The organism is Ruegeria sp. AP12 (genome assembly GCF_056540025.1).
The window spans coordinates 1,087,173-1,111,088 of record NZ_JBQFVZ010000001.1; the positions used below are offsets into that span (position 1 = coordinate 1,087,173).

Here is a 23,916-nt window from a genome sequence, read left to right on the forward strand (position 1 = left end):
CAAGCAAATCGGAGGCGTTCATGAAACTTCAAACCCGTGTGGCGGTGATAGGCGGCGGCGTTGTCGGGTGTTCCGTGCTGTATCACCTGACCAAGCTTGGATGGGCTGATGTGATGCTGCTGGAACGCTCGGAACTGACCAGCGGTTCGACCTGGCACGCGGCGGGCGGGTTTCATACGCTGAACGGCGACACCAACATGGCGGCGCTGCAAGGCTATACGATCCGGCTGTATAAAGAGTTGGAAGAGATCACCGGCATGTCCTGCGGGCTGCACCATGTGGGCGGTGTGACCCTGGCCGACAATCAGGACCGCTTTGACATGCTGCTGGCCGAGCGGGCCAAGCATCGCTTCATGGGGCTTGAGACCGAGATTGTCGGCCCGGACGAGATCAAAAACATCGCCCCCATCACCAACACCGACGGCATCATCGGCGCGCTTTATGATCCGCTGGACGGGCATCTGGACCCCTCGGGCACGACACACGCCTATGCCAAAGCGGCGCGGATGGGCGGAGCCACGATCGAGACCCATTGCATGGTGCGCGAAACCAACCAGCGCGCCGACGGCACATGGGACGTGGTCACCGACAAGGGCACGATCCACGCCGAGCATGTGGTCAACGCAGGCGGCCTTTGGGCACGTGAGGTCGGCGCGATGGCGGGGGTCTATTTCCCGCTGCACCCGATGGAGCATCAGTATCTGGTAACGGACTCGATCCCTCAGATCGAGGCGATCATCGACGCGGGCGGCGAGCATCCGCATGTGATGGACCCTGCGGGCGAAAGCTATCTGAGGCAGGAAGGCCGCGGCCTGTGCATCGGGTTCTACGAACAGCCCTGCAAACCCTGGGCCGTAGACGGAACGCCATGGGAGTTCGGGCATGAACTACTGCCGGATGACTATGACAAGATCACCGACAGTATCGAGTTTGCCTATAAACGCTTTCCGGTTCTGGCCGAGGCCGGTGTGAAATCGGTGATCCACGGGCCGTTCACCTTTGCGCCGGACGGGAACCCTTTGGTCGGGCCGGTGCCGGGGATGCGCAACTATTGGTCGGCCTGCGGTGTCATGGCCGGGTTCTCTCAGGGCGGCGGCGTTGGCCTGACGCTGGCGCAATGGATGATCGAGGGCGAGCCCGAACGCGACGTCTTTGCCATGGATGTGGCCCGGTTTGGCGATTGGATCAGCCCCGGCTATACCCGCCCGAAGGTGATCGAGAACTATCAAAAACGCTTCAGCGTCGCCTACCCGAACGAGGAACTGCCCGCCGCCCGCCCCAACCGCACGACCCCGATGTATGACATCTTCAGCGATCTGGGCGCGGTGTGGGGGCAGCAATACGGGCTTGAGGTGCCGAATTACTTCGCCCAAGGGGATGAACCGGGCTACGAAACGCCGTCCTTTCGCCGCTCGGACGCGTTCGACGCCACTGGCCGCGAGGTTCGCGCCGTCCGCGACAGCGTCGGCATCAACGAGGTCCACAATTTCGGCAAATACCGCGTCACCGGCCCCAACGCCCGTGCATGGTTGGACCGGATCATGGCCGGACGCATTCCTCAGCCGGGGCGCGTGTCTTTGACGCCAATGTTGTCGCCCAAGGGCAAGCTGATCGGCGATTTCACCGTTTCCTGCCTGCGCGAGACCGAGTTCCGCCTGACGGCCGCATATGGCAGTCAGGCCTATCATATGCGCTGGTTCCAACAGAATTTGGCCGAGGGCGTGACGGTTGAAAATATCAGCGACCGTCTGAACGGCTTCCAGATTGCAGGGCCAAAGGCCACCGAAGTACTGGCGGCCTGCACACGTCAGGATGTGACAGACCTGAGGTTCCTCGACGTTTGCCCGATGACCATCGGCATGACCGACTGCATCGTCCAGCGGGTAAGCTATACCGGCGATCTGGGGTATGAGATCTACTGTGATCCAATGGCCCAAAGGCAGCTCTGGTGGACCTTGTGGCAGGGCGGGCAGCCGCACGGAATAACCCCTTTTGGTATGCGTGCCATGATGTCCCTTCGGCTGGACAAGTTCTTTGGCTCATGGATGCGAGAGTTCTCGCCCGATTACACCGCCGCCGAAACGGGGCTGGATCGCTTTATCTCATTTTCCAAGAACGCGGACTTCATCGGCCGCGCCGCTGCCGAGGCGGAGCGTGCCAATGGCACCGCCCGCAAGCTGGTCGCTTTTGAGGTCGACACCGAAGATGCCGATGTGAATGCTTACGAGCCGATCTGGCTGGACGGGTCCGTCGTCGGTTTCTGCACCTCGGGTGGGTTTTCGCATTATGCGCAGAAGTCCGTCGCCATGGGCTTTCTCCCAACAGAACGTGTAAGCGACGGGCTGGTGGTCGAAATCGAAATCCTGGGCCAGATGCGCAAGGCCCGCGTGATCTCGACCCCATTGTTTGACGCGGATGGTGCCCGGATGAGGGGATGACTTGGCGCCGCCCGGACGGCATGGTGGCGGAATGACGAGGATTCCCATCATCCTGCTGGCCGCCGGGCAATCGTCGCGGATGGGCGGTGCGGACAAGCTGTTGCAACAGGTGGACGGTGTTTCGCTGCTCAGGCGATCCGCCCAAACTGCGCTGGCCGCCGGGCCTGTGACGGTCGCCCTGCCCCAAAGGCCTCATCCCCGGTATCAGGCGCTGGACGGTCTTGATGTTCGTCGGGTGCCGATTCCGGACGCTGCGGAAGGAATGAATGCCAGCTTGCGCGGTGCGTTGGCGCATATAGGCCCGGACGCAACGGCCGTCATGGTGATGCTGGCCGATTTACCCGACCTGACATCGAACGATCTGGCAGAGGTTCTGGCAGCACACAACAACAACCCCGACTTCCTGATCTGGCGCGGTGCCACTCAAAGCGGCAAGCCGGGTCATCCCGTGGTGTTCGACCAAAGCCTGTTTGCCACGCTGGCCCAATTGACCGGTGACGAAGGCGCGCAATCCGTCGTGCGCGCAAACAAGGACCAGGTCTTCACAGTTGCCTTGCCGGGTTCACATGCATTGCTGGATCTGGACACGCCCGAGGACTGGACCGCATGGCACCAAAACCAGCCCCCAAAATGATCACGGCCCGGTCGTTGAAGACCGGGCCGCGTACCCAAACAGGACTACCACTTTTCTTCGATCTCAAAAGCGCGACCAATCTCGCCAAACAGGCTGACTGGGTTTTCCGCCGCTAAACCTAAACAAGACCCCCTCGTTAACATGCCGCTAGCGCTACTTAAGACCGAGATCACCGTTGGCACCCCCTAGTGCCGACGGTTCCCCCTCACTTGGGCAGGTTTATATTCCCCGATCCGATCCGTCGAAACAACGTAAAATTGGACAAAACTGCCCAGTTCAGCAGCAAACGAATGGCTTTTGAGCAACATTCTGCTTTCGCTCACACAACCTTCAAGTGTGCTTGGATTTTGAGGAATTCACAAATAAGGCCGTTATGCACATGCTTAATGCGCTATCTGATAACAATCTCGTGTTGTTAAACCGGTCGGCTCACAGTTTTTGAAACCGGTCCACAACTAAAGGAAGATCACTCTCTTTTTGATATTTCAGGCCACCCGATTGTCCACGAGGGAAACGAAATTCAACACTTTTGAGTGTTTGACACACGTTTCGGCAACAATCCTCCGATTCGCTCAAGGCCTTCGCCCGAATCTCTGACCCACATCGCGGCACACCGAACAGGCGGTTTGTGGCAAAATTAAGATTTCTTAACCCTCTCGCCACGTAAGCCAAAGACTGGCGGCATATCTGCCTGTTCAACGCGCGACAGCAATCGCGCGATATGAACAGGAGACACAAATGAGCATCCGTAAATCCTCGCTTCTTTTGCCGCGAAATTCCAGTTGGATCGGCGTCAGCGCACTGGGCGCTGCATTGCTGGCGACAACCGCCCTGCCCTCGATGGCAGATGAGGCACTGGCCGATCTGGTCGAAACCGTTTCCCCGTCGGTGGTGACCATCATCGCTGAGCAGGACATCGCCGCAAGCCCGGCGCAAGGTCAGGAGTTTGACTTCGAAACCCATCCCTTTGGCGAGTTCTTCAAACGCTTCGGCGGCCCCGAAGGTTTCCAAATGCCACAACGCGGCCCCGCGCAAGGTCTGGGATCGGGGTTTGTTCTGGATGAGGCCGGGTTTATCGTGACCAACCACCACGTGGTCGACAACGCCTCATCAGTCACCGTGCGCCTTAACGATGACCGCACGTTTGACGCCGAAGTGATCGGCACCGACCCGCTGACCGATATTGCCGTTCTGAAGATCGACGCAGGCGAAACCCTGCAAGCGGTCGAAATGGGCGACAGCGACGTGATCCGCGTGGGCGAGGACGTGGTGGCCATCGGCAACCCGTTCGGCCTGAGCTCGACCGTTACCACCGGGATCGTATCGGCCAAGGGCCGCAACATCTCGCAAGGGCCTTATGCCGAGTTCATTCAGACCGATGCGGCCATAAACAAAGGCAACTCGGGCGGTCCGCTGTTCAACATGGAAGGCGAAGTGGTCGGCGTGAATTCGGCCATCTATTCGCCCAGCGGCGGCTCGGTCGGCCTTGGCTTTGCGGTGACATCGAACATCGTGGAACATATCGCAGCCGATCTGCGCGATGACGGTCAGGTCAGCCGTGGTTGGCTGGGCGTGTCGATCCAGAATGTCAGTCCGGAACTGGCGGCGGCGCTTGGTATCGACAGCTCGACTGGTGCTTTGGTTTCGGACGTCGTGGCCGGTAGCCCGGCGGACGGTGTTCTGGAACAGGGCGACGTGATCCTGAGTTTCAATGACGAGACCGTGGATAACAGCAGCGACCTGCCCCTTCTGGTTGGCACCACCAAAGTTGGCACCGAAAGCACCCTGACCGTGCTGCGCGACGGCATCCGACAGGACCTGCAATTGACGATTGGCCAGCACCAGTCTGCCCAGGCCCAAGTGGACGGCCCGGTTGATGCGGAAGCCACCGGTACCCAACTGGGCGTCACCGTTGCGCCGCTGACCGAGGCCGCCCGCGCCGAGATGGGTGTGGCCGAAGGCGTTGACGGCGTGGTTGTGACCGACCTGAAGCCCGACAGCCCTGCCGCCAAGGCCGGTCTGCAGCGCGGTGATGTAATCGTCAAACTGGGTGGCCAGGACACGCTGACGCCGGATGCGCTGAAAGCTGCGCTGGACAGCGAAAAGACTGATCCGGCGCTGGTGCTGATCAACCGCAGCGGCAACCAGATCTTTGTCGCGGTTGAAATCGCCTGACCGAAGACCCGCGCGCGTCACATGATGGGGATATATGACGTGCGCTTCCTGGCGGAATTGATTTGTCCGCAATCCGCCGGGCTTGCCGGGTGCGCGAGGCCGCACCCGGCTCGATCCCTCAGATACGAACCATTCTCAAACCATGTGCTTTATCTGAAAATTGTGTTTAAATCCCGATAGAAAGGAACCCCGATCATGAGCCGACGCCTGCTGATCGTCGAAGATGACGAAGACACACGGGACTTCATCGCCAAAGGTTTCAGCGAGGAAGGCTATGTGGTCGAGGTTGCCGCGGATGGCCGCGAGGGGCTGTATCATGCCACCGACGGCGGCTTTGACGCCATTGTTCTGGACCGGATGCTGCCGGGCTTGGACGGGTTGTCCCTGATCAAATCCATGCGTGCTGCAGGGTTGAAAACCCCCGTTCTGATGCTGACCGCCATGAGCGCGGTGGATGAGCGCGTGAAAGGTCTGCGCTCGGGCGCGGATGATTATCTGGTCAAGCCGTTTTCCTTTCAGGAACTGCACGCAAGGATCGAGGCGCTTTTGCGTCGCCCGCAGGAATCCGAGGAAACGCCGACCCTGACCTGCAAGGATCTTGAGATGGATCTGCTGACTCGCAAGGTCACGCGCGACGGGCATGAGATCACGCTGACCCCGCGTGAGTTCCAGATCCTCGAATTCTTCCTGCGCCGCAAAAATCGCGTCGTATCGCGCACCATGCTGCTGGAGGGCGTTTGGGATTATCACTTCGACCCGAACACCAATGTCGTGGACGTCCATATCTCAAAACTCCGCCGCCAGTTGGACGAAGGCGGCGACGCGCCGCTGATTGAAACGGTCCGGGGTGCGGGTTACATGATGTCTGATGGATAACCTGCGGCTTTCCCTGAACAATTCACGCACACGGCTGGTTCTGGCCAGCATGGTACTCAGCACGCTTTTGACGGCGACGGTGCTGGCGTTGGTCTATGTTACGGCCAATCGCAGTATTGAATCCGAAACCCGCTCGGTCGTGTCAGCAGAACTCACGGGGCTGGCTGATGAATATGAACGCCGGGGGCTGATTGGGCTGATTGCGGCCATCGAACGCCGCCTTCCCAGCGCCTCGGAACGGGACGCGCTGTATCTTCTGACGGATCGGTTCGGCAACAAGCTGGTCGGGAACCTCAAGCAATGGCCAGAACATATCACGGCGGGCAGTGGGTGGGTCGAACTGGAACTGCGCCGCGCCGATGACGATCAACTGGTCCCCGTCTCGGCCGCGTCGATCCGCCTGCCCGGCAGGGAGCGCCTTATCGTCGGCCGCGACGCCGTCGCGCGGCAACAATTCGACCGGGTTCTGCTGCGATCCGTAGCGCTGGCCCTTGGCATCGCATTGGCGCTGAGCGTGCTGACCGGCTGGCTGTTCACCCGTCTGGTTTTTTCCCGCCTGTCCGACATCGCCAGCACTGCCGAGAACATCGTCTCGGGCGATCTGTCCCGCAGGATGCCGTTGCGCGGCACTGGCGATGAGTTCGATCAGGTGGCCGGAACACTGAACAACATGCTGGATCGGATCGAAGAACTGATCAGCAACCTGCGCACCACGTCCAACTCGATAGCCCATGACCTGCGCTCGCCCCTGTCGCGCCTGAAACAACGGGTCGAGGCGCTTTCAGATCCCGACAAAAGCGACTTGGATCGTGAGGTTGATATTGCCCGCGCCACCGGAGAGATCGACCACGTTTTGCGGGTTTTGGGGCAGTTGACGGAAATCTCACGCGCCGAGGCCGGGCTGGGTCGCGAACAGTTCGAACAGGTGGATTTGCAGCAACTCGCCCGCGACGTTGTTGAACTCTACGAACCTGTCGCCGCTGATCAGAACATCCGGCTAGAGGTTCAGGGACAGGCCGCCCCGATACAGGGCCACCGGCCCCTTCTGTCTCAGGCGCTGTCGAACCTGCTGGAAAACGCTATGCGCTATGCGCCCGAAAACACCGCCATCACAATCTCGATCGGTGAAGATGGTGACACGGCCCACCTGAGCGTGCGCGATCAGGGACCGGGCGTCCCGCCGGAGGACCTGCACCGCCTGCAACTGCCCTTCGTGACGCTTGACCCCGCCCGCACGGAACGCAATGCGGGGTTGGGGTTGGCGCTGGTCGCGGCGATCTCACACATGCATGGCGGGCGGTTCGCGGCACGGAATTGCGAACCCGGCCTGGAAACCACCCTAAATCTGGCGCGCCGGGTTTAGTCAGGCGCGCCGTCGATGGCCATGTTCCTGTTTTTATAACGCTTATCCTCGGTCACATCCACGCCGAACCAAGCGGGCGGCGCAAAACTGTGCGCCTCGTCTTCTGACGAGAACTCAACCTCGACCAGTTGCAGCGGCGCCAAATTGCCCTGAAAAATATCCAGTTCGAATACCCGCCCATCCGGCAAAGCGCCGGTGAACCGTTCTTTTTCGACCCGCCGCCCTTCGGTCTCCGGCCAGAAGGTTTCGAATTGATCGGCCGAGATTTCGGCCTCACGCTCGACCCGAACCAGCCCTCCGCTGCCTTTGAGGGTCAGGAAGTACCGGTCATTCTTCTGCCGCAACCGCAGCTCGGTCGAATCGTCAGGGGCCGTCAGATAACCCTGCCGGACAACCGCTTTCTGCGCGCCGCTCAGGTCCGGCAGACTGTTGACCAGAAACTTACGCTCGATTTCCTTGCTCATTTGGTCGAAACCACCCCGTTTTCCAATTCCTCATACAGCGCATTGTAGGCCGCCCCCGCCACGCCGCGCGGGGCGTAGGTGACCACCGGCGCGCGATATTGGCCCATCTTCTCGATATCCGAGGCAAAAGGAATGCAACTTTGCATGAACCGCTTCCGATAAGCCTTGCGCATCGTCTCCATCGTCTGCTGATGCAGGGTTTTGCGCTGCTGCACCATCGAAAAGAATGCCTTCAGCTTTTTCTTCGGCAGTTTGTGTTCGTCAAAGAACCCCACCAACTGATCGAACGTACGCTCAGACAGGGTGGTTGGGATGACCGGCACGACAATCTCATCGGTGGCCTTGAAGATATTCTCGGACAGGGTCGAAAAATTCGGCGGGCAATCGAGGATGATGACGTCATAGTCACTGCCCGCCGCCGTCAGAGCCTTTTTCAGGCGCGAGCGCTTGTTCCGCATCCGAGACAGAAACACATCAAAATCGCGGAAGGTCAGATTTGCAGGCAGAATGTCCAACCCTTCGAAGTCGCTGGCCCGAATGGCGTTGGTAAAGCGCTTCACATCCTCAAAGAACCGGGCATCCGTTAGTTTTTTCGAAGGCTTGACCCGAAAATAAAACCCCGAGGCCCCTTGTGGATCAAGATCGCACAACAGCACCAGCTTGCCCGCCGCGGCATAGGCATGGGCCAGATTGACCGAGGTTGCGGTTTTCCCGACACCGCCTTTGTTGCTGTAACAGGCAATGATCTTCATTCCTCACTCCTTGGGCTGGTGAAACAGGCTGCGGAACAGATGGCGTGTTTCGGGGGCATCGAATTGCTGGAAATTGGCGATCACCCGGTCACGCTCGGCCCTCTGACGCTGATCCAGAACGGCGATCAGCCCGCCAACAGCCAAACCGACCTGAGCATCCACACGGCCTCGGGCGTTTGATTGCTGAGACGTAAAAGCCAGCAGAGCCTCTTGCTGGACCGAGTAATCGTTGAACAGTCCAAGGTTATCCTGAAGCTTTTTCAGGGGCTTGAGGATCGATTTGAAATCCTTTGCATCGAACAGGGGCGCAAAGAACTCCATCAGATATCGCAGTTTCTTGCAGTCGATCCGAAGGCCATGCACCGTTTCATCCGGAGTTTCGGGGGAAATGCTGCGCGCGATCTTGCAGACCTTGCGATAGCGTTTCCAGATAAGCGCGCAGGCATAGTCATACGCCCCGCGCTGCGCATTCGGTCCCGGTTTTACGTTTTCCGTCCCGTCAAACAGCGCCCTGAGGTCAGACATCTGGCTCTGGTAAGCCTTGCTGCGCAATCGGCGCGTGATGCGCGAAAGTTCTTGGGCGCGTTCCTTCTGGAATTGCGCAAACATGGCGTCCAGGCCAGCATGAAGCGTACTTGGTACCAGATTGAAATACATATCCTTTTCCAGAAGATAGACGTCCAGATCCCGCATCCGCCCTGTCGGCGCCATAAGTTCCGAGAAGGTCTTTTTGAACTCGGCAGTCTGCGCCTCAGAAAACACCCCTTTGAACAGGCTGATGACCGAGCGAATTCGACGCAGCGACACGCGGTAGTCATGCAGAAACTCGGTATCTATATCCGCGATCAGGCCACTTTCGTTTTGCTGCGCAACCGTCAGATAAGTCTTGATAATATCAGCCGCGACTTGAATCGAGGGTTCGTCGGTCCCCAATGCGATCTCGGGCTTTGCACGATAACGCGCGTCGGTCGCCGATACCGCATCCACCAGTGATTCAATGTCTGGGCTTGCCCCAGCCATTGCACGGCCCGCAGCGCAGGCTTTGTCAAAGGCTTTGTCGTATCCACGCAATCGCCGAAGGCGCAGGATTGTCGCCCGACCATTGTCCGTGGACAGCGACACCACACTGCCGCGCACTTGCGTCTTTTGCAGATCGTCCAGCAGGGCCACGTCGCTTTCCTGCCTTTCGCCCGTGGCGATTTCCATCAAGGCGCGCAGTTTGGGAAAGCCGCTCAAAGCCTCACGCACAGGACCATCTGGCAGATCCTGCACAAACCGGCCCCGGCCCTTGCCTTTTTGGATCCGGCGCGCACCGTCCTTCTGCAACAGGTGCAGCGCCCCTTCCGTTTCCAACAATATCCGACCAGATGCGCGGATCGACTGATCATGGCAATCCAGCAGAATAAACGGCTTACCAGCGTTCGACCTGGTGACACGCACCGACATATCAGTCAGGGCCGACGCAAACGCAGCCTGACCAAACGCGCCAAGAACAAAGAAAAGCGCCTCGGACTCAGAATTCATGAACTGCTCTTTCGCTCTGCTTCAAGGTCGTCATTGACCAAAATCTCCGTGACCTTCTGAATGCCGTTGCTTTCTGCAATCGAACTTTTTTCAGCAATCTAAGGGGCTTTCCCTCAAGCGAATGTGGGGTGTTTTTCGCTATTCTCCACAGTTTGGCCGAAGCCTTTGGTCTTATCCATCCGGTTTTCTGCGATCGCTTGACGTTATGAATGCAAGACTCTGCATTCGTTGCAAGTAAAACCGGGTGCGACCCAACGAAATGCGCGGGTGACAGCCCTGCAACGGCTGGTTAAACCAAGGGCATGTCTGATCCCGTCTCATCCATCCGCAACCTGGGCCCCGCCTTCGAGCAAGCCTGTGCCCGCGCAGGCATCCATTCGGCGCAGAAACTGCGCGAGTTGGGGCCGGATGAGGCGTATTCCCGGCTGCTACAGGCCGGAACCAAAGCGCATTTCATCGGGTATTATGTGCTGGTGATGGGCCTGCAGGGCCGCCCTTGGAACGACTGCAAGGGTGAAGAGAAAAAGCAGCTGCGTCAGCGGTTTGACGCCATCAAGGCCAGCACCAAAGCCGCTCCGGAAAACCAGATGATCTCGGATCTGGATGCGATTGGCGTGCGTGTTGCCGCCAAGGATCTGAAACAGGTCTGAACGAAAAAGACCGCCCCAAAACGGAGCGGCCTCAAAATCCGATATAAGCCGTAGCTTAGCCGACCAGTTCGATGCCCGAGAAGAAATAGGCAATCTCGACTGCTGCGGTTTCCGGTGCGTCCGAACCGTGGACCGAGTTTTCACCGACCGATTCAGCGAACTCGGCGCGGATGGTGCCGGCGGCCGCGTCAGCGGGGTTGGTTGCGCCCATGACTTCGCGGTTCTTGGCAATGGCGCCTTCGCCTTCCAGAACCTGAACAACGACCGGAGCCGACGACATGAATTCGCACAGTTCGTCATAGAACGGACGCTCGGCGTGGACTTCGTAGAACTTGCCAGCCTGTTCCTTGGTCATGTGGATGCGCTTTTGCGCAACGATGCGCAGGCCCGCGTCTTCGAACTTGGCGTTGATCTTGCCAGTTAGGTTGCGGCGGGTTGCATCGGGTTTGATGATCGAGAATGTGCGTTCCAGTGCCATGTCGGCCTCTCCTTAACATAGGGCGCGACACTCGCGCCGAAATCCATCGCGCGCCGCGTAGCATGGTATCGGGCGTAAGAAAAGGACAATGATTGCCAGACATTCAGATCGTGTCCGGAAGCGGGTCGTGCAGATCGATCCAGCGCACATAGAGGATGGACAAAAGCCCTGCAAAGCTGCTGGCGCACATCATGCCCAACACGACAAAGGGCGCGTTCTGGGCACTGACCAGCGCGCCGGTGGCTGAGGTGAGAATAGCGCCCAACAGAACGGTGATCGCGCCGGACAATCCGGCGGCACTGCCCGCAAGCTGCGGCCTGACCGACATCAACCCGGCCGTTGCATTGGCGACTGTCAGACCGTTGCCAAAGCCCACAAAGACCGCAGACCCAAAAAACGTCCAGACCGTGCCGAACCCGCCAAGGAATGTCAGCAAGCCGATCAGCGGACCAAGCGAGGCGATTGCCCGTCCAACAAGGATCATCGTGCTTAGTTTTGTGTGGGCGGCGAGGCGTCCGGTCAGAAAGCTGCCAGCCATGAACCCCAGCGTGATAATCCCGATCCCTACCCCTAACAAAGCCGGGTTGAGATCGAACCACGCGCCCGCGACCAAAGGCGCGCCAGTGATGAAGGCATAAAAGCCCCCGATCGAAAATGCCGCGCAGAACGAATAGCCCCAGAACCGGCGAGAGCCGAACAGCTGCGGATAAAGCCGCATCTGCGCGGCGAAAGTTGCGTTGGCGTTTGTGTTGGTCTCGCCCATATCGGCCCAGACCAGCACCAACATGGCCACGCCCAACATGGCATAAAGGACAAAACCCGAGCGCCAGCCGAACAGCATTTCAAGCACGCCGCCCAGCATCGGGCCCAGCATTGGCGCAAGGGCCATCGCCATCGAGATGTAACCCAGTTTGCTGGCGGCTTCGTTGGGCTCGTACATATCGCGCACAGCAGCGCGCGACAGCACCTGCCCCGCGATGATTGCGCCCTGCAACATGCGAAAGCCAAGAAAGACCCAGATCGACTCGGCCAAGGCGCAACCGACAGATGCCGCAACAAAAATCACCATGCTGAGCAGCAGAACGGGCCGCCGCCCGAACCGGTCGGACAAGGGCCCCATGATCAGTTGCAGAACAGCGGACAGAGCCAGATAGCCCGCGACCGCCAGATTGACCAATCCATAGTCAGCCTGCAAATCCTCACCAATATGGGCCAGTGACGGCAGGAACATATTCAGCGACAGCACCGACAGCGCGGTCAGCAGAACCAGCGTGATCAGTGTCGGGTGCGATTGGGCCGCGCGCATAAGGTGTCTCCGGTGCTTGCAGAACGCGCTAACACATTGCCCGGCGGTTGAACATGCCAAGCCGCTGGCGGCGGCATCACGGCTCTGCTAAGAGCGGCCTCATGCTACGGATCGAAGACATCACCTATGCCGTTGAAGGCCGCCCCCTGTTCGACGGGGCCAGTGCAACCATTCCCGACGGGCACAAAGTCGGGCTTGTGGGCCGCAATGGCACCGGCAAGACCACCCTGTTTCGACTGATCCGGGGGGAACTGGCGCTGGAGTCCGGCAATATCTCGGTCCCGAAACGGGCGCGGATTGGTGGGGTGGCGCAAGAGGTGCCCTCGTCCGATGTGTCGCTGATCAACACGGTTCTGGCCGCCGATACCGAACGTAGCGCGCTGATGGCCGAGGCCGACAGCGCCACCGACCCCGCACGGATCGCGGAGATCCAGACCCGTTTGGCCGATATTGATGCGTGGTCGGCCGAGGCGCGCGCGGCCTCGATCCTCAAGGGTCTGGGGTTCGATGACGACGACCAGCTGAAACCCTGTTCCGATTTCTCGGGCGGCTGGCGGATGCGCGTGGCGTTGGCGGCGGTGCTGTTTTCTCAGCCTGATCTGCTGCTGCTGGACGAACCGACCAACTATCTGGACCTCGAAGGCGCCTTATGGCTGGAAAGCTATCTGGCGAAATATCCGCATACGGTCATCATCATCAGCCACGACCGCGGGCTGCTAAACCGCGCGGTGGGCTCGATCCTGCATCTGGAGGATCGAAAGCTCACCTACTACGCGGTGCCATACGACAAATTCGCCGAACGCCGGGCCGAGCGGCTGGCGCAGGCGGAATCGGAAAACGCCAAGGCCAAGGCCCGCATCGCGCATCTGCAAAGTTTCGTGGACCGGTTTCGCGCCAAGGCGTCCAAAGCCGTGCAGGCCCAATCGCGCCTGAAGATGATCGAACGCATCCAACTGGTCTCAACCCCGCAAGAGGCCGCGTTGCGCGCGTTCTCTTTCCCGGAACCCGAGGAACTGTCGCCGCCGATCATTAACCTTGAGGGCGGCGTCACGGGCTATGGCGAGACCGAAGTGCTGCGCCGTCTGAACCTGCGCATCGATCAGGACGACCGCATCGCGTTGCTGGGCAAGAACGGTCAGGGCAAATCGACCCTGTCCAAATTGCTGTCCGACCGCCTGCCCCTGATGGCGGGCAAGATGAGCCGTTCCAACAAGCTGCGCATCGGCTATTTCGCACAGCATCAGGTGGATGAGCTGTATGTGGACGAGACGCCGCTGGACCACCTGCGCCGCCTGCGCCCGGACGAGGCGCCGGGCAAGTGGCGCTCGCGTCTGGCCGGGTTCGGTCTGAACGCGGATCAGGCTGAGACCAAGGTGGGGCGTCTGTCGGGCGGTCAAAAGGCGCGGCTGTCGCTGCTGCTGGCCACCATCGACGCGCCGCATATGCTGATCCTTGATGAACCGACCAACCATCTGGACATCGAAAGCCGCGAGGCGCTGGTCGAGGCGCTGACCGCCTATTCCGGCGCGGTTGTGCTGGTCAGCCACGACATGCACCTGCTGTCGCTGGTGGCGGACCGGCTATGGCTGGTCTCGGACGGGACGGTCAAGCCGTTCGACGGCGATCTGGAGGCCTATCGTTCCCTGCTGCTGGCCCGCGACAAACCCGTGAAGGCCAAGCCGCAAACCGCCAAGCCCAAGCGCCCCTCGCGCGAGGCGATGCAGGCCCTGCGCGCCGATCTGCGCAAATGCGAGGACCGGATTGAAAAGCTGACGGACATGCATGACAAGCTGTCGGCCAAACTGGCGGACCCGGCCTTGTACGAGGATGACAAGATCAACGATCTGGAAACCTGGAACCGCAAATTCGCCGAAATCACCGAGGCGATGCAAAAGGCCGAAACCCTTTGGGTTGCCGCTGCCGAACGGTTAGAACAGGCCGAGAGTGCCGCATGATTGACGCCGCCTTCTTCATCACGGCCTTCACCACCTTGTTCGTGGTGATCGACCCGTTCGGCACTGCGCCCATTTTTGTCGCCATGACACAGGACATGGACGCGCGCGCCCGGCGGCGAACGGCTTATCGCACCTGCGTTGTGGCCTCGGGCATCCTGATTGCCTTTGCCGCCTTTGGTGAGGCCGTACTGGGTTTCGTTGGCATTTCGATGGAGGCGTTCAAGGTCGCAGGCGGCGCGCTGTTGTTCCTGACCGCGCTGGACATGCTGTTCGAACGCCGCACCAAACGGCGCGAGGATCGGGCCGAGGAAGAGGAACATAATGACCCGTCCGTCTTTCCGCTCGCCATCCCTCTGGTCGCCGGGCCAGGATCGATTGCGACCATTATTCTGCTGTCCGGGCAGCATCCGGGCATTCAGGGAATTGCTGCGGCAGTGGCCGTAATGCTGGCCGTCATGGCGGTGGTGCTGTTGTTCTTCCTGTCGGGCGGCCTGATCGCCCGCATTCTGGGCAAAACCGGTCTGAACGTGTTGACCCGGTTGTTGGGTATGCTGCTGGCCGCCCTGTCGGTGCAGTTCATTCTGGATGGCCTCAAGGCCTTTGGTTTTGCGTCCTAAATCCCCATATAGAGGGTCAGAACCAAGGATAAGGGCAGCAGCATGAATGGCGACGATATCGGGCGTTTGGTGTATCTGGTCGTGTTGGCCGCGGCCATATTGCTTTGGTTTGTCGCCCAGAACCGCCAATCTCTGAACAAGACCCTGCAACAGGTGATGGCCTGGGTGTTCATCTTTGTGGGCGTCATCGCGGTCATTGGCTTGTGGGAGGATATCCGGTCCTCGGTCGGACCTGCCCCGCAAATGGCCGTCACCGGCGACACGATCGAGGTGCCGCACGCGCAGGACGGGCATTATTACCTGCCTGTCACGGTGAACGGCGAACCCATTGTCTTCCTTGTGGACACCGGGGCCAGCCAGATCGTCCTCAGCGCGCAGGATGCGGAACGCGTGGGCATTGATCCGGATCAGCTGAACTATTTCGGGCGCGCGATTACCGCAAACGGCGAGGTCCGGACCGCGCCCGTGCGGCTGGATAGCCTGGAACTGGGGCCGATCACGGACCGCAATGTCTCGGCCTGGATCAATGAAGGTGAACTGCATCAGTCGCTGCTGGGCATGGATTACCTGCATCGGTTTTCGAACATCCAGTTCACCGATGGTCGCCTGATCCTGTCGCGCTGAACGCGCCCCCACTTGAGAACGAAATAAGAACATGATACGAACATATCATGTCTGCTCAGCTTCTTGGTCAAAAGCCCGCGCGCGTTGCGCCGGGGGTCAAACTTCATGAGGAAATCGCCCTGCAACTGGGCCGCGTGCACGAAGCCTGCGGCCCCGCCCGGCGCAGTTTTGCCATGTGGCTGGCCGGTCAGATGCAGGGGCCGGTCTTGTGGATTTCCCCCGCGTGGGAGCCCGGCCAGCTACACCCCGACGGGATGATGCCCTTTGCCGATCCCGCCCGATTCATCTTTGTCCACCCCACCCGCTCCGAGGATCTGCTGTGGTGTCTGGAAGAGGCGTTGCGCAGCGGGGCCATTCCGCTGATCGTCGGCGACCTGCCCGGCGCGCCGGGGCTGACCGCTATCCGGCGGATGCATCTGGCTGCCGAACAGGGCGGCGCGATGGCGCGCGCGCCGCTGGGTCTGCTGCTGACCCCCGGCGATGGTGGCGCGCAAGGGATCGAGACGCGCTGGCACATGGCCGCCAATCATAAGGGAGAGGCCCGCCGCTGGACCCTGACCCGCCGCCGCGCCCGCGCGCTGCCGCCGGTCACATGGCAGGCCACCATGACCGCCGCCCGCGCCGGTTTGCACCTGAAACGGGTCGAAACCGAGGATGTTCTGACCTGAGACCGCATCGATCACGCAAGATGTGACTGGTCAAACCCCGGACCGCACCCTAGCGTCACCGCATGACTCACCCGATCCACGATAGCCGCTACTCTTGGCTGCGCCTTCTTATCACCCTCGCCATCGCAACGGTGGCGAATGTGGGCATGTGGGCGGTGATCGTGGTGATGCCCGCAATCGAGGCCGAATTCGGCGCAGGGCGGGCCGAAGCCTCGTTGCCGTATGTTCTGTCCATGATCGGCTTTGCCCTGGGAAATATGTGCTTGGGGCAAATGGTTGACCGTCTGGGCGTGACCATAGCGCTGATCGGGGCCGCAATGCTGAGTGCGGTCAGCTATCTGCTGGCGACTTGGGCCCCGAATATCCTGCTGCTGTCGGCTGCGCATCTGCTGCTGGGTCTGGGCACATCGATTGGGTTTGGCCCCCTGATCGCAGATATTTCGCATTGGTTCATGAAGCGGCGCGGAATTGCCGTGGCGCTGGTGGCCAGCGGCAATTACCTGTCCGGCGCGATCTGGCCCACGCTGCTGTCCGACATTCTGGCCCGCGATGGCTGGCAACAGGTCTACCTGACCCTGGCCGCCCTGACCCTGCTGGTCGTCATTCCCTTGTCCCTTCTATTGCGCCGTCAGGTCCCGGTCGAGGCGCACAGCACAGCCGCCGCAACCGCCCAGATCAACGCCCGCAGCGTTGGCGTCTCACCCCGCGCGCTGCAATATATTCTGGGCCTTGCCGGTATCGGCTGTTGTGTGGCCATGTCCATGCCGCAGGTCCATATCGTCTCGTATTGCGTCGGACTGGGATACGGACCCGCCGTGGGGGCCGAGATGTTGTCGCTGATGCTGCTGGGTGGCGTTGTCAGCCGGATTATCTCGGGCTTGCTGGCGGACCGGTTGGGTGGCGTCATGACCCTGCTGATCGGCTCGGTCCTGCAATGTATCGCGCTGTTTCTGTTCCTGCCTTATGACGGGATGGTCTCACTTTATGTCATCAGCATGCTGTTCGGTCTGGCACAGGGCGGCATCGTCCCCAGCTATGCTCTGGTCGTGCGTGAATACATGCCCCCGCAAGAGGCCGGGGCGCGTGTCGGCTTTGTGATGATGATGACCATTCTGGGCATGGCCCTTGGCGGCTGGATGTCGGGATGGATTTACGACGTGACCGGAAACTATCAACTGGCCTTCGTGAACGGCATTCTGTGGAACGGGCTGAACATCGCTATCGTGCTGATGCTGCTCAAACGTTCCCGCCCCAGACGAGAGGGGGTCATGGCATGACCACCCTGACCCGCCGCTGTGTCCTTGCCGGGTTGGCTACCCTGCCCCTGACCCGGACGGCGCAAGCCGCTTTGCAACCCTATGTTCTGTCGGCTCGGGACACCCGCGTCGGTTTCAGTTTCGATCTGTCGGGCGTTTCCCAGACCGGGTCGATGCCGATCCGGTCGGCGGATGTGCAGATCGACACGCGCCGTTTGCAGAACAGCCGGGTCGACGTGATGCTGGATGTCAGAAAGGCGCGCACGCGGCTGCCCTTTGCCCGGATGCCGATGCTGGGGCAGACCGTGCTGAACGCAAAAAGCCATCCGACCATTCGCTTTGTCTCGACCGACGTTCAACTTGGCCCGTCGGGTCGCATCTCGGACGGGGCGCGGATTACCGGCGATCTGACGGTGCGGGGCGTCACCCGTCCGGTGACCCTGGATGCGAGCCTTTATCGTCGCCCCGGAACAGCCCCGGACGATCTGGACCAATTGTCCATCGGCCTGACGGGTGCACTGAACCGGCATGACTTTGGTGCCTCGGGCTATCCCGATCTGGTGGCAGAAACCGTCGGGCTGGACATCCACGCCGAAATCTCACGCGCCTGAAATCGGCCAAAGGTCAAAAAACGACCCCCTCGCGTCGAATAGGCGCGCGCATCTGCCTGTCAGAGCGTCAGTGTAACCCCATTATGCGCACGATCATTTCCTTCGCCGCCCTGTTTCTTTCCGTCATTCTGTTGCAACTGTCGACAGGCGGCGTCGGGCCTTTGGACGCCATCTCGGGCATCACGCTTGAGTTCACGACCGAGCAGATCGGTCTGCTGGGATCGGCACATTTCATCGGGTTCTTTGTCGGCTGCTGGTGGGCCCCGCGTTTGATGGGGACTGTGGGCCATTCCCGCGCCTTCGCGGTCTGCACCGCCTTGGGTGCGATGGGGCTAATCGGGCATACGCTGACGGAAAACCCCTATATCTGGGCCGCGCTGAGGATCGCATCGGGCACCTGTGTCGCCGGGTGCTATACGGTGATCGAGGCCTGGCTGAACGCAAAAGTCAACAATGAAACGCGTGGGCGCGCGATGGGCACGTACCGCATTGTCGACATGGGTGCCTCGCTGACCGCGCAGTTGATCATCGCGGTTCTGCCACCTGCCTCTTACGTGTCGTATAACCTGCTGGCCATTCTGTGCTGCGCCGCGTTGTTGCCGCTGACACTGACGCGGGCCAGTCAACCTCAGACACCTGATGCGCCTCGGTTGCGGCCAAAACTGGCCTGGCGCAGCTCACCCCTTGCCGTTGCGGGCGTGATCGTTGCCGCGCTGAGTTCCGCATCGTTTCGAATGGTTGGTCCTGTCTATGGGCAGGAGGTCGGACTGGGCGTGGACCAGATCGCGTTCTTCCTGGCCTCATTCGTGTTGGGCGGGGCATTGGCGCAATATCCGATGGGCTGGCTTGCGGATAAATATGACCGGCGCTGGGTTCTGATCTGGCTGTCCGCCGTCGCGGTCCTAAGCTGCGGGGTCACCATGGCGGCAAGCGGTACCGGAACTGTGGGTGTCATGCTGGCGGCTGGTTTCTTCGGCTTTACCACCTTCCCGATCTTTTCGGTTTCATCCGCCCACGCAAACGACTTTGCCACAACCGAACAGCGGGTCGAGCTGTCGGCGGCGCTGATGTTCTGGTATGCGCTGGGGGCCATTGCATCGCCCTACATTTCATCAACGCTGATCCAGCAATTCGGTCCCGGGGCGCTGTTTGCCTTTGTTGCGCTGGGTCACATCTTCCTGATCGGATTTGGCCTGGCCCGAATGCGGTCGCGCCCCACGCCCGAAGAGCGAACAAATTATGTCTATGCACCGCGCACCTCCTTCATCATTGGCCGATTGCTGAAACGGTCCCGGGAAGGATAGCAAAGCTGGACCACCATTGATCGCATCTGCCCCCAACGGTGCGAAACATGAGTGTTGGACCCAAAACCCCGCGAGCGGATCATGCCTGAACGACCGTCCCAAGGTGGAAACTGCGCGAGTCCCGAAAGAAACTGACCTTCAATCTGTCCAAGTTAACGTCGGGTCGCAGGCGCTTATTCCGGAAAAGCATATAGTCTGACCCCGAATACTCGGTAGGAAGACGACAATGATGACCAGAGAAGCCATGCAGGCCTTCAGGGCGAAATACCGCGCTGGCATAAGCAAAATGTACAGCGGGTATTTCCATATGCTGTCGGTGGCCATCGCTGGCCTTTTCGTCATCTGCTACAGCCTGACCTTCATCACGGACGTTACCGCGCCAGAGTTGCTGGTGATCCCGGCGACGCTTTTGTTTGTGAACTTTGCCGAATATGCCTCGCACCGCTGGCTAGGCCACGAAAAGACCAGGGTGCTCAAACTGTTCTACCAGCGCCACACCGGGGATCATCATTCCTTCTTTCTGGATACCGACATGGGATATGAAAGCCCATTTGACTGGCGTGTGGTTCTGTTTCCAATCTATCTGATTTTCCTCAGCACGATTGGCATTGCGCTGCCCGGTGGCCTTGTTCTGGGATGGATATTCAATCCAAATGTCGGCGCGTTGTTTGCCGCGTCGACCATCGCCGGATATCTGCTTTATGAGGTGTGTCACTTCAGCTATCACGTCCCGCCCGGCAGCCGGGCCGAGGCGATGTTCCAATCGGTACCCGGCTGGTGGCGTCTCAGGCATCTGCACGCCCTGCATCACAAACGCGAACGGATGCAGGAGGCGAATTTCAACATCACCTTTCCGGTCTTTGATGTCGCATTGGGGACTTTGTATTGGGAACGCCCTGAAACAAACGGTGGCTGAACCCCTGAGGTCGCTTTAGGATCGGCAACGCAGGCGCTAAAATCGCTTCTGCCCGAAAGCCGGGCTTTTGCTGGCCAGTGACTTACTGTAGACGAGCGCGCAGACAGTTACGTGGACACGCAAAATGGCTCGGATTCTCATCACCTCGGCGATCCCCTATATCAACGGGATCAAGCACCTCGGCAATCTGATCGGCTCGCAATTGCCTGCTGATCTTTACGCACGTTATCAACGTGGCCGCGGGAATGAGGTCATGTTCCTGTGCGCCACCGACGAACACGGCACCCCGGCCGAGCTGGCGGCCGCCAAGGCGGGCAAACCGGTCGCGGAATACTGCGCCGAGATGTATGGCGTGCAGGCCGATATCGCCAAGCGGTTCGGGCTCAGCTTTGACCACTTTGGCCGCTCGTCCAGCGCGCAAAACAAGGTGCTGACGCAGCATTTCGCAGGGAAGCTGGATGAAGCCGGGCTGATCCGCGAGGTCAGCGAGAAACAGGTCTATTCCAACGCCGACAAACGCTTTCTGCCCGACCGCTATATCGAGGGCACCTGCCCCAATTGTGGCTATGACCGCGCGCGCGGCGACCAATGCGAGAATTGCACCAAGCAACTGGACCCGACCGACCTGATCGAGCCGCGCAGCGCGATCAGCGGCTCGACCGATCTGGAAGTGCGCGAGACCAAGCACCTGTATCTGCGTCAATCCGCGATGAAGGACCAACTGGACGCGTGGATCGACTCCAAGAAGGATTGGCCGATCCTGACCACCTCGATTGCCAAGAAGTGGTTGCACGATGGCGACGGTTTGCAGGACCGCGGCATCACCCGCGATCTGGACTGGGGTGTGCCGGTCAAAAAAGGCGATCAGGACTGGCCGGGGATGGAAGGCAAGGTTTTTTATGTCTGGTTCGACGCCCCCATCGAATACATCGCCTGCGCCAAGGAATGGGCAGATGCGAACGGCAAGACCGACGCTGATTGGGAACGCTGGTGGCGCACCGACAAGGGCGCGGATGACGTGCGTTATATGCAGTTCATGGGCAAGGACAACGTGCCGTTCCATACGCTTTCCTTCCCCGCGACCATTCTGGGCTCGGGCGAGCCGTGGAAGATGGTCGATCACCTGAAATCCTTCAACTACCTGAACTATGACGGCGGCCAGTTCTCGACCTCGCAGGGGCGCGGCGTGTTCATGGATCAGGCGCTCGAGATTCTGCCCGCCGATTACTGGCGCTGGTGGCTGCTGAGCCATGCGCCCGAAAGCAGCGACAGCGAGTTCACGTGGGAGAACTTCCAGCAATCGGTGAACAAGGATCTGGCGGACGTGCTGGGCAACTTTGTCAGCCGCATCACCAAATTCTGCCGTTCGAAATTCGGCGAGGCTGTGCCCCAAGGTGGCACCTATGGCGAACGTGAAAACGCACTGATCGACGAACTGACCCGCCGCGTCCGCGCCTATGAAGGGCATATGGAGGCGATGGATGTGCGCAAATCGGCGCAGGAATTGCGGGCCATCTGGGTGGCGGGCAACGAATACCTGCAGGCCGCAGCCCCATGGTCGACCTTTAAGGAAGACCCCGAACAGGCCGCTGCACAGGTGCGTCTGGGCCTGAACCTGATCCGTCTTTACGCGGTGCTCAGCGCGCCGTTCATCCCCGACACCTCGGCCCGGATGCTGAGCGCGATGAACACGCTGGACACCGGCTGGCCCGAGGATGTGGCGGCAGCGCTGGCCGCCCTGCCCGCCGGTCATGAGTTCACCGTTCCCGATGTCCTGTTCGCCAAAATCACAGATGAACAGCGCGAAGACTGGCAAACCCGTTTTGCTGGCACCCGCGACTGAATTCAGACCATCGTGACAGACACGACACGGGGGCCGCTTCGGCCCCCGTATTTTTTGCCGATACATCGCGTGACGCACCCTGTCGTACCAGGGTGCTGAACCCTTGGGGCCCTAAGTCAGCCGAAGCACGAAGAAAATTCTGCGCCCAAGGCCGCACCAGTCGTATTCAAGAAGCTTGAGATAAAGTCTCAAAACGTCCATCCTGTCGAGGAATTCTATCGACTCGCGCCGGGGCCTTTGGGGTCCGGGCAGCTATTTCATATCTACTGTGAGGCACGCGCCATGTCCCTTGATTTGACGAATATCGGTTTTCCCATCTTCGGGTCAGCCAAAATGCTGGGGCGGCATCTTGCCTTACTGACCTGCCTTGGGGTGGCGCATGGGGCTGCGGCGCAAGATCAAAGCGACGCGCCGCCGCCAAAGGTTTCCATCGCTGCGGCCTATACCCAAGAGATCACGGATGAAGCCGTTTTCATCGGTCGGGCCGAAGCCATCGACAAGGTGGACATCGTCGCGCGGGTCAACGGGTTTCTTGAGTCTCAGAACGTCGAGGACGGCGCACTGGTCCAGAAAGACGATCTTCTGTTTACCATCGAGCCCGACCTCTATGAGGCCACACTTGAGGCGCGCAAGGCCGATCTGGACCGCGCCGAGGCAAATCTGGAACTGGCAAAGGTCGATCTGGCCCGGAAAGAAGAGTTGTTTCGGCGTGATGCAACCCCGGAATCCGAACGCGACATTGCGCGCGCCAACGAACTGGTTGCCGAAGCCGAAGTCAAAGCCGCAAACGCAGCCATCCAGCAAGCCCAGCTTGACCTGAGCTACACGCAAATTCAGGCCCCGTTTTCGGGCCGCATCGGGCGCGTTGCGACAAGTGTAGGTGACGTTGTTGGCCCGTCGAACCCCCCGCTGGTCAATCTGGTCAGCGAAGCGCCGATCTACGTGAACTTCTCGCTGAACGAAAAACAATTTACTTCGGTTCTTCAACAGTTTGGCGAGAATGCCAGCACTCTGGCAGAAAGTCAGAAAAGCCCAAATGTGCACGTCACCCTGCCCAACGGGACGGAATTGGGTGAAACCGGCGAAATCGTGTTTGTCGACAACCGCATCGACCCTCTGACCGGCGCGATTACCGTACGGGCCGAATTTGAAAACGCGGATCGGCTGATCATCGACGGCGCATTCCTTAACGTCCAGATCGAAGCACTGGAGCCGACTTTGCAGGTGCTTGTACCTCAGGCCGCGCTACAACGGGATCAACGGGGCGAGTTTGTTCTGGTCGTCAATGACCAGCAGATGGTCGAACAGCGTTATATCACGACCGGTGACACGGTGGACACCGCCATCATCGTCACCGATGGGCTTCGCGAAGGCGAGAGCGTGATCGTCGAGGGCCTGCAAAGGGTGCGTCCAGGCGTGGCCGTGGATGCGGTCGTGGCCTCTGAGCAGCCGGGAGAATAAC

The 23,916-nt window shown here is 60.0% G+C and carries 21 protein-coding genes; 16 read left to right on the forward strand and 5 right to left on the reverse strand.

Features of this window, described 5'->3' with window-relative positions; genetic code table 11:
• Positions 1–20 precede the first annotated feature (20 nt).
• From ACR0E6_RS05475 to ACR0E6_RS05495, 5 genes are all read left to right on the forward strand, one after another.
• Positions 21–2,438 carry a GcvT family protein gene (locus tag ACR0E6_RS05475; RefSeq protein ID WP_170621695.1) on the forward strand — a complete coding sequence of 806 codons (2,418 nt, stop codon included), beginning with the start codon at positions 21–23 and terminating at the stop codon, positions 2,436–2,438.
• A gap of 31 nt (positions 2,439–2,469) precedes the next feature.
• Entirely contained in the window at positions 2,470–3,072 is a 603-nt protein-coding gene (locus ACR0E6_RS05480; RefSeq protein ID WP_480581467.1) for a nucleotidyltransferase family protein, read from the forward strand.
• A gap of 738 nt (positions 3,073–3,810) precedes the next feature.
• Entirely contained in the window at positions 3,811–5,247 is a 1,437-nt protein-coding gene (locus ACR0E6_RS05485; RefSeq protein ID WP_480581469.1) for a Do family serine endopeptidase, read from the forward strand.
• 195 nt (positions 5,248–5,442) lie between these two features.
• The gene (locus ACR0E6_RS05490) at positions 5,443–6,123 is read left to right on the forward strand and encodes a response regulator transcription factor (protein WP_170451226.1); all 681 of its coding nucleotides are present in this window, start codon (positions 5,443–5,445) and stop codon (positions 6,121–6,123) included.
• Positions 6,116–7,486: an ATP-binding protein gene (locus ACR0E6_RS05495; RefSeq protein WP_480581471.1), complete on the forward strand. Its 1,371-nt coding sequence runs from the start codon at positions 6,116–6,118 to the stop codon at positions 7,484–7,486. The genes ACR0E6_RS05490 and ACR0E6_RS05495 overlap by 8 nt, the downstream gene beginning before the upstream one ends.
• On the opposite strand, the gene ACR0E6_RS05500 is transcribed toward ACR0E6_RS05495, so the two are convergent.
• Genes ACR0E6_RS05500 through ACR0E6_RS05510 form a run of 3 tightly spaced genes read right to left on the reverse strand, consistent with a single transcriptional unit; the run spans position 7,483 to position 10,226 of the window.
• Positions 7,483–7,950 carry a CYTH domain-containing protein gene (locus tag ACR0E6_RS05500; RefSeq protein ID WP_480581473.1) on the reverse strand — a complete coding sequence of 156 codons (468 nt, stop codon included), beginning with the start codon at positions 7,948–7,950 and terminating at the stop codon, positions 7,483–7,485. The two genes, ACR0E6_RS05495 and ACR0E6_RS05500, sit on opposite strands and share 4 nt — an antisense overlap.
• Entirely contained in the window at positions 7,947–8,702 is a 756-nt protein-coding gene (locus tag ACR0E6_RS05505) for a ParA family protein (RefSeq protein ID WP_480581475.1), read from the reverse strand. The genes ACR0E6_RS05500 and ACR0E6_RS05505 overlap by 4 nt, the downstream gene beginning before the upstream one ends.
• A gap of 3 nt (positions 8,703–8,705) precedes the next feature.
• Positions 8,706–10,226, reverse strand: coding sequence for a CHAD domain-containing protein (locus ACR0E6_RS05510; protein WP_480581477.1), 1,521 nt, complete (start codon positions 10,224–10,226; stop codon positions 8,706–8,708).
• Between the two features lie 302 nt (positions 10,227–10,528).
• On the opposite strand from ACR0E6_RS05510, the gene ACR0E6_RS05515 reads away from it, so the two are divergent.
• Positions 10,529–10,876, forward strand: coding sequence for a TfoX/Sxy family protein (locus ACR0E6_RS05515; protein WP_480581479.1), 348 nt, complete (start codon positions 10,529–10,531; stop codon positions 10,874–10,876).
• Between the two features lie 55 nt (positions 10,877–10,931).
• Here the strand turns inward: ACR0E6_RS05515 and ndk are convergent, their stop codons facing one another.
• Both ndk and ACR0E6_RS05525 read right to left on the reverse strand, forming a co-directional pair.
• Positions 10,932–11,354, reverse strand: coding sequence for a nucleoside-diphosphate kinase (ndk, locus tag ACR0E6_RS05520; RefSeq protein WP_170352964.1), 423 nt, complete (start codon positions 11,352–11,354; stop codon positions 10,932–10,934).
• A 103-nt stretch (positions 11,355–11,457) separates the two neighbouring features.
• Positions 11,458–12,660, reverse strand: coding sequence for a multidrug effflux MFS transporter (locus tag ACR0E6_RS05525; RefSeq protein WP_480581481.1), 1,203 nt, complete (start codon positions 12,658–12,660; stop codon positions 11,458–11,460).
• 101 nt (positions 12,661–12,761) lie between these two features.
• Here ACR0E6_RS05525 and ACR0E6_RS05530 point away from each other — a divergent pair, with 101 nt between their 5' ends.
• The 10 genes from ACR0E6_RS05530 (at position 12,762) to ACR0E6_RS05575 (ending at position 23,915) form a co-directional block, all read left to right on the forward strand.
• On the forward strand, positions 12,762–14,615 hold the full coding sequence (locus ACR0E6_RS05530) for an ABC-F family ATP-binding cassette domain-containing protein (protein ID WP_480581483.1): 1,854 nt from the start codon (positions 12,762–12,764) through the stop codon (positions 14,613–14,615).
• Positions 14,612–15,232, forward strand: coding sequence for a MarC family protein (locus ACR0E6_RS05535; protein WP_480581485.1), 621 nt, complete (start codon positions 14,612–14,614; stop codon positions 15,230–15,232). Before ACR0E6_RS05530 ends, ACR0E6_RS05535 begins: the two co-directional genes overlap by 4 nt.
• A gap of 42 nt (positions 15,233–15,274) precedes the next feature.
• Positions 15,275–15,856, forward strand: coding sequence for a retropepsin-like aspartic protease family protein (locus ACR0E6_RS05540; protein WP_480581487.1), 582 nt, complete (start codon positions 15,275–15,277; stop codon positions 15,854–15,856).
• 47 nt (positions 15,857–15,903) lie between these two features.
• A complete protein-coding gene (locus ACR0E6_RS05545) occupies positions 15,904–16,524 on the forward strand; it encodes an ImuA family protein (RefSeq protein WP_480581489.1) in 621 nt (206 codons plus the stop codon).
• A gap of 62 nt (positions 16,525–16,586) precedes the next feature.
• Positions 16,587–17,801 carry an MFS transporter gene (locus ACR0E6_RS05550; RefSeq protein ID WP_480581491.1) on the forward strand — a complete coding sequence of 405 codons (1,215 nt, stop codon included), beginning with the start codon at positions 16,587–16,589 and terminating at the stop codon, positions 17,799–17,801.
• A complete protein-coding gene (locus tag ACR0E6_RS05555) occupies positions 17,798–18,391 on the forward strand; it encodes a YceI family protein (protein ID WP_480581493.1) in 594 nt (197 codons plus the stop codon). The genes ACR0E6_RS05550 and ACR0E6_RS05555 overlap by 4 nt, the downstream gene beginning before the upstream one ends.
• Positions 18,392–18,474: 83 nt before the next feature.
• A complete protein-coding gene (locus ACR0E6_RS05560) occupies positions 18,475–19,695 on the forward strand; it encodes an MFS transporter (RefSeq protein WP_480581495.1) in 1,221 nt (406 codons plus the stop codon).
• 226 nt (positions 19,696–19,921) lie between these two features.
• The gene (locus ACR0E6_RS05565; RefSeq protein ID WP_480581497.1) at positions 19,922–20,611 is read left to right on the forward strand and encodes a sterol desaturase family protein; all 690 of its coding nucleotides are present in this window, start codon (positions 19,922–19,924) and stop codon (positions 20,609–20,611) included.
• Between the two features lie 124 nt (positions 20,612–20,735).
• Positions 20,736–22,454 (forward strand): methionine--tRNA ligase, encoded by a 1,719-nt coding sequence (gene metG / locus ACR0E6_RS05570; RefSeq protein ID WP_480581499.1) that lies wholly within the window; start codon positions 20,736–20,738, stop codon positions 22,452–22,454.
• A gap of 282 nt (positions 22,455–22,736) precedes the next feature.
• A complete protein-coding gene (locus ACR0E6_RS05575) occupies positions 22,737–23,915 on the forward strand; it encodes an efflux RND transporter periplasmic adaptor subunit (protein ID WP_170451259.1) in 1,179 nt (392 codons plus the stop codon).
• Position 23,916 lies beyond the last annotated feature (1 nt).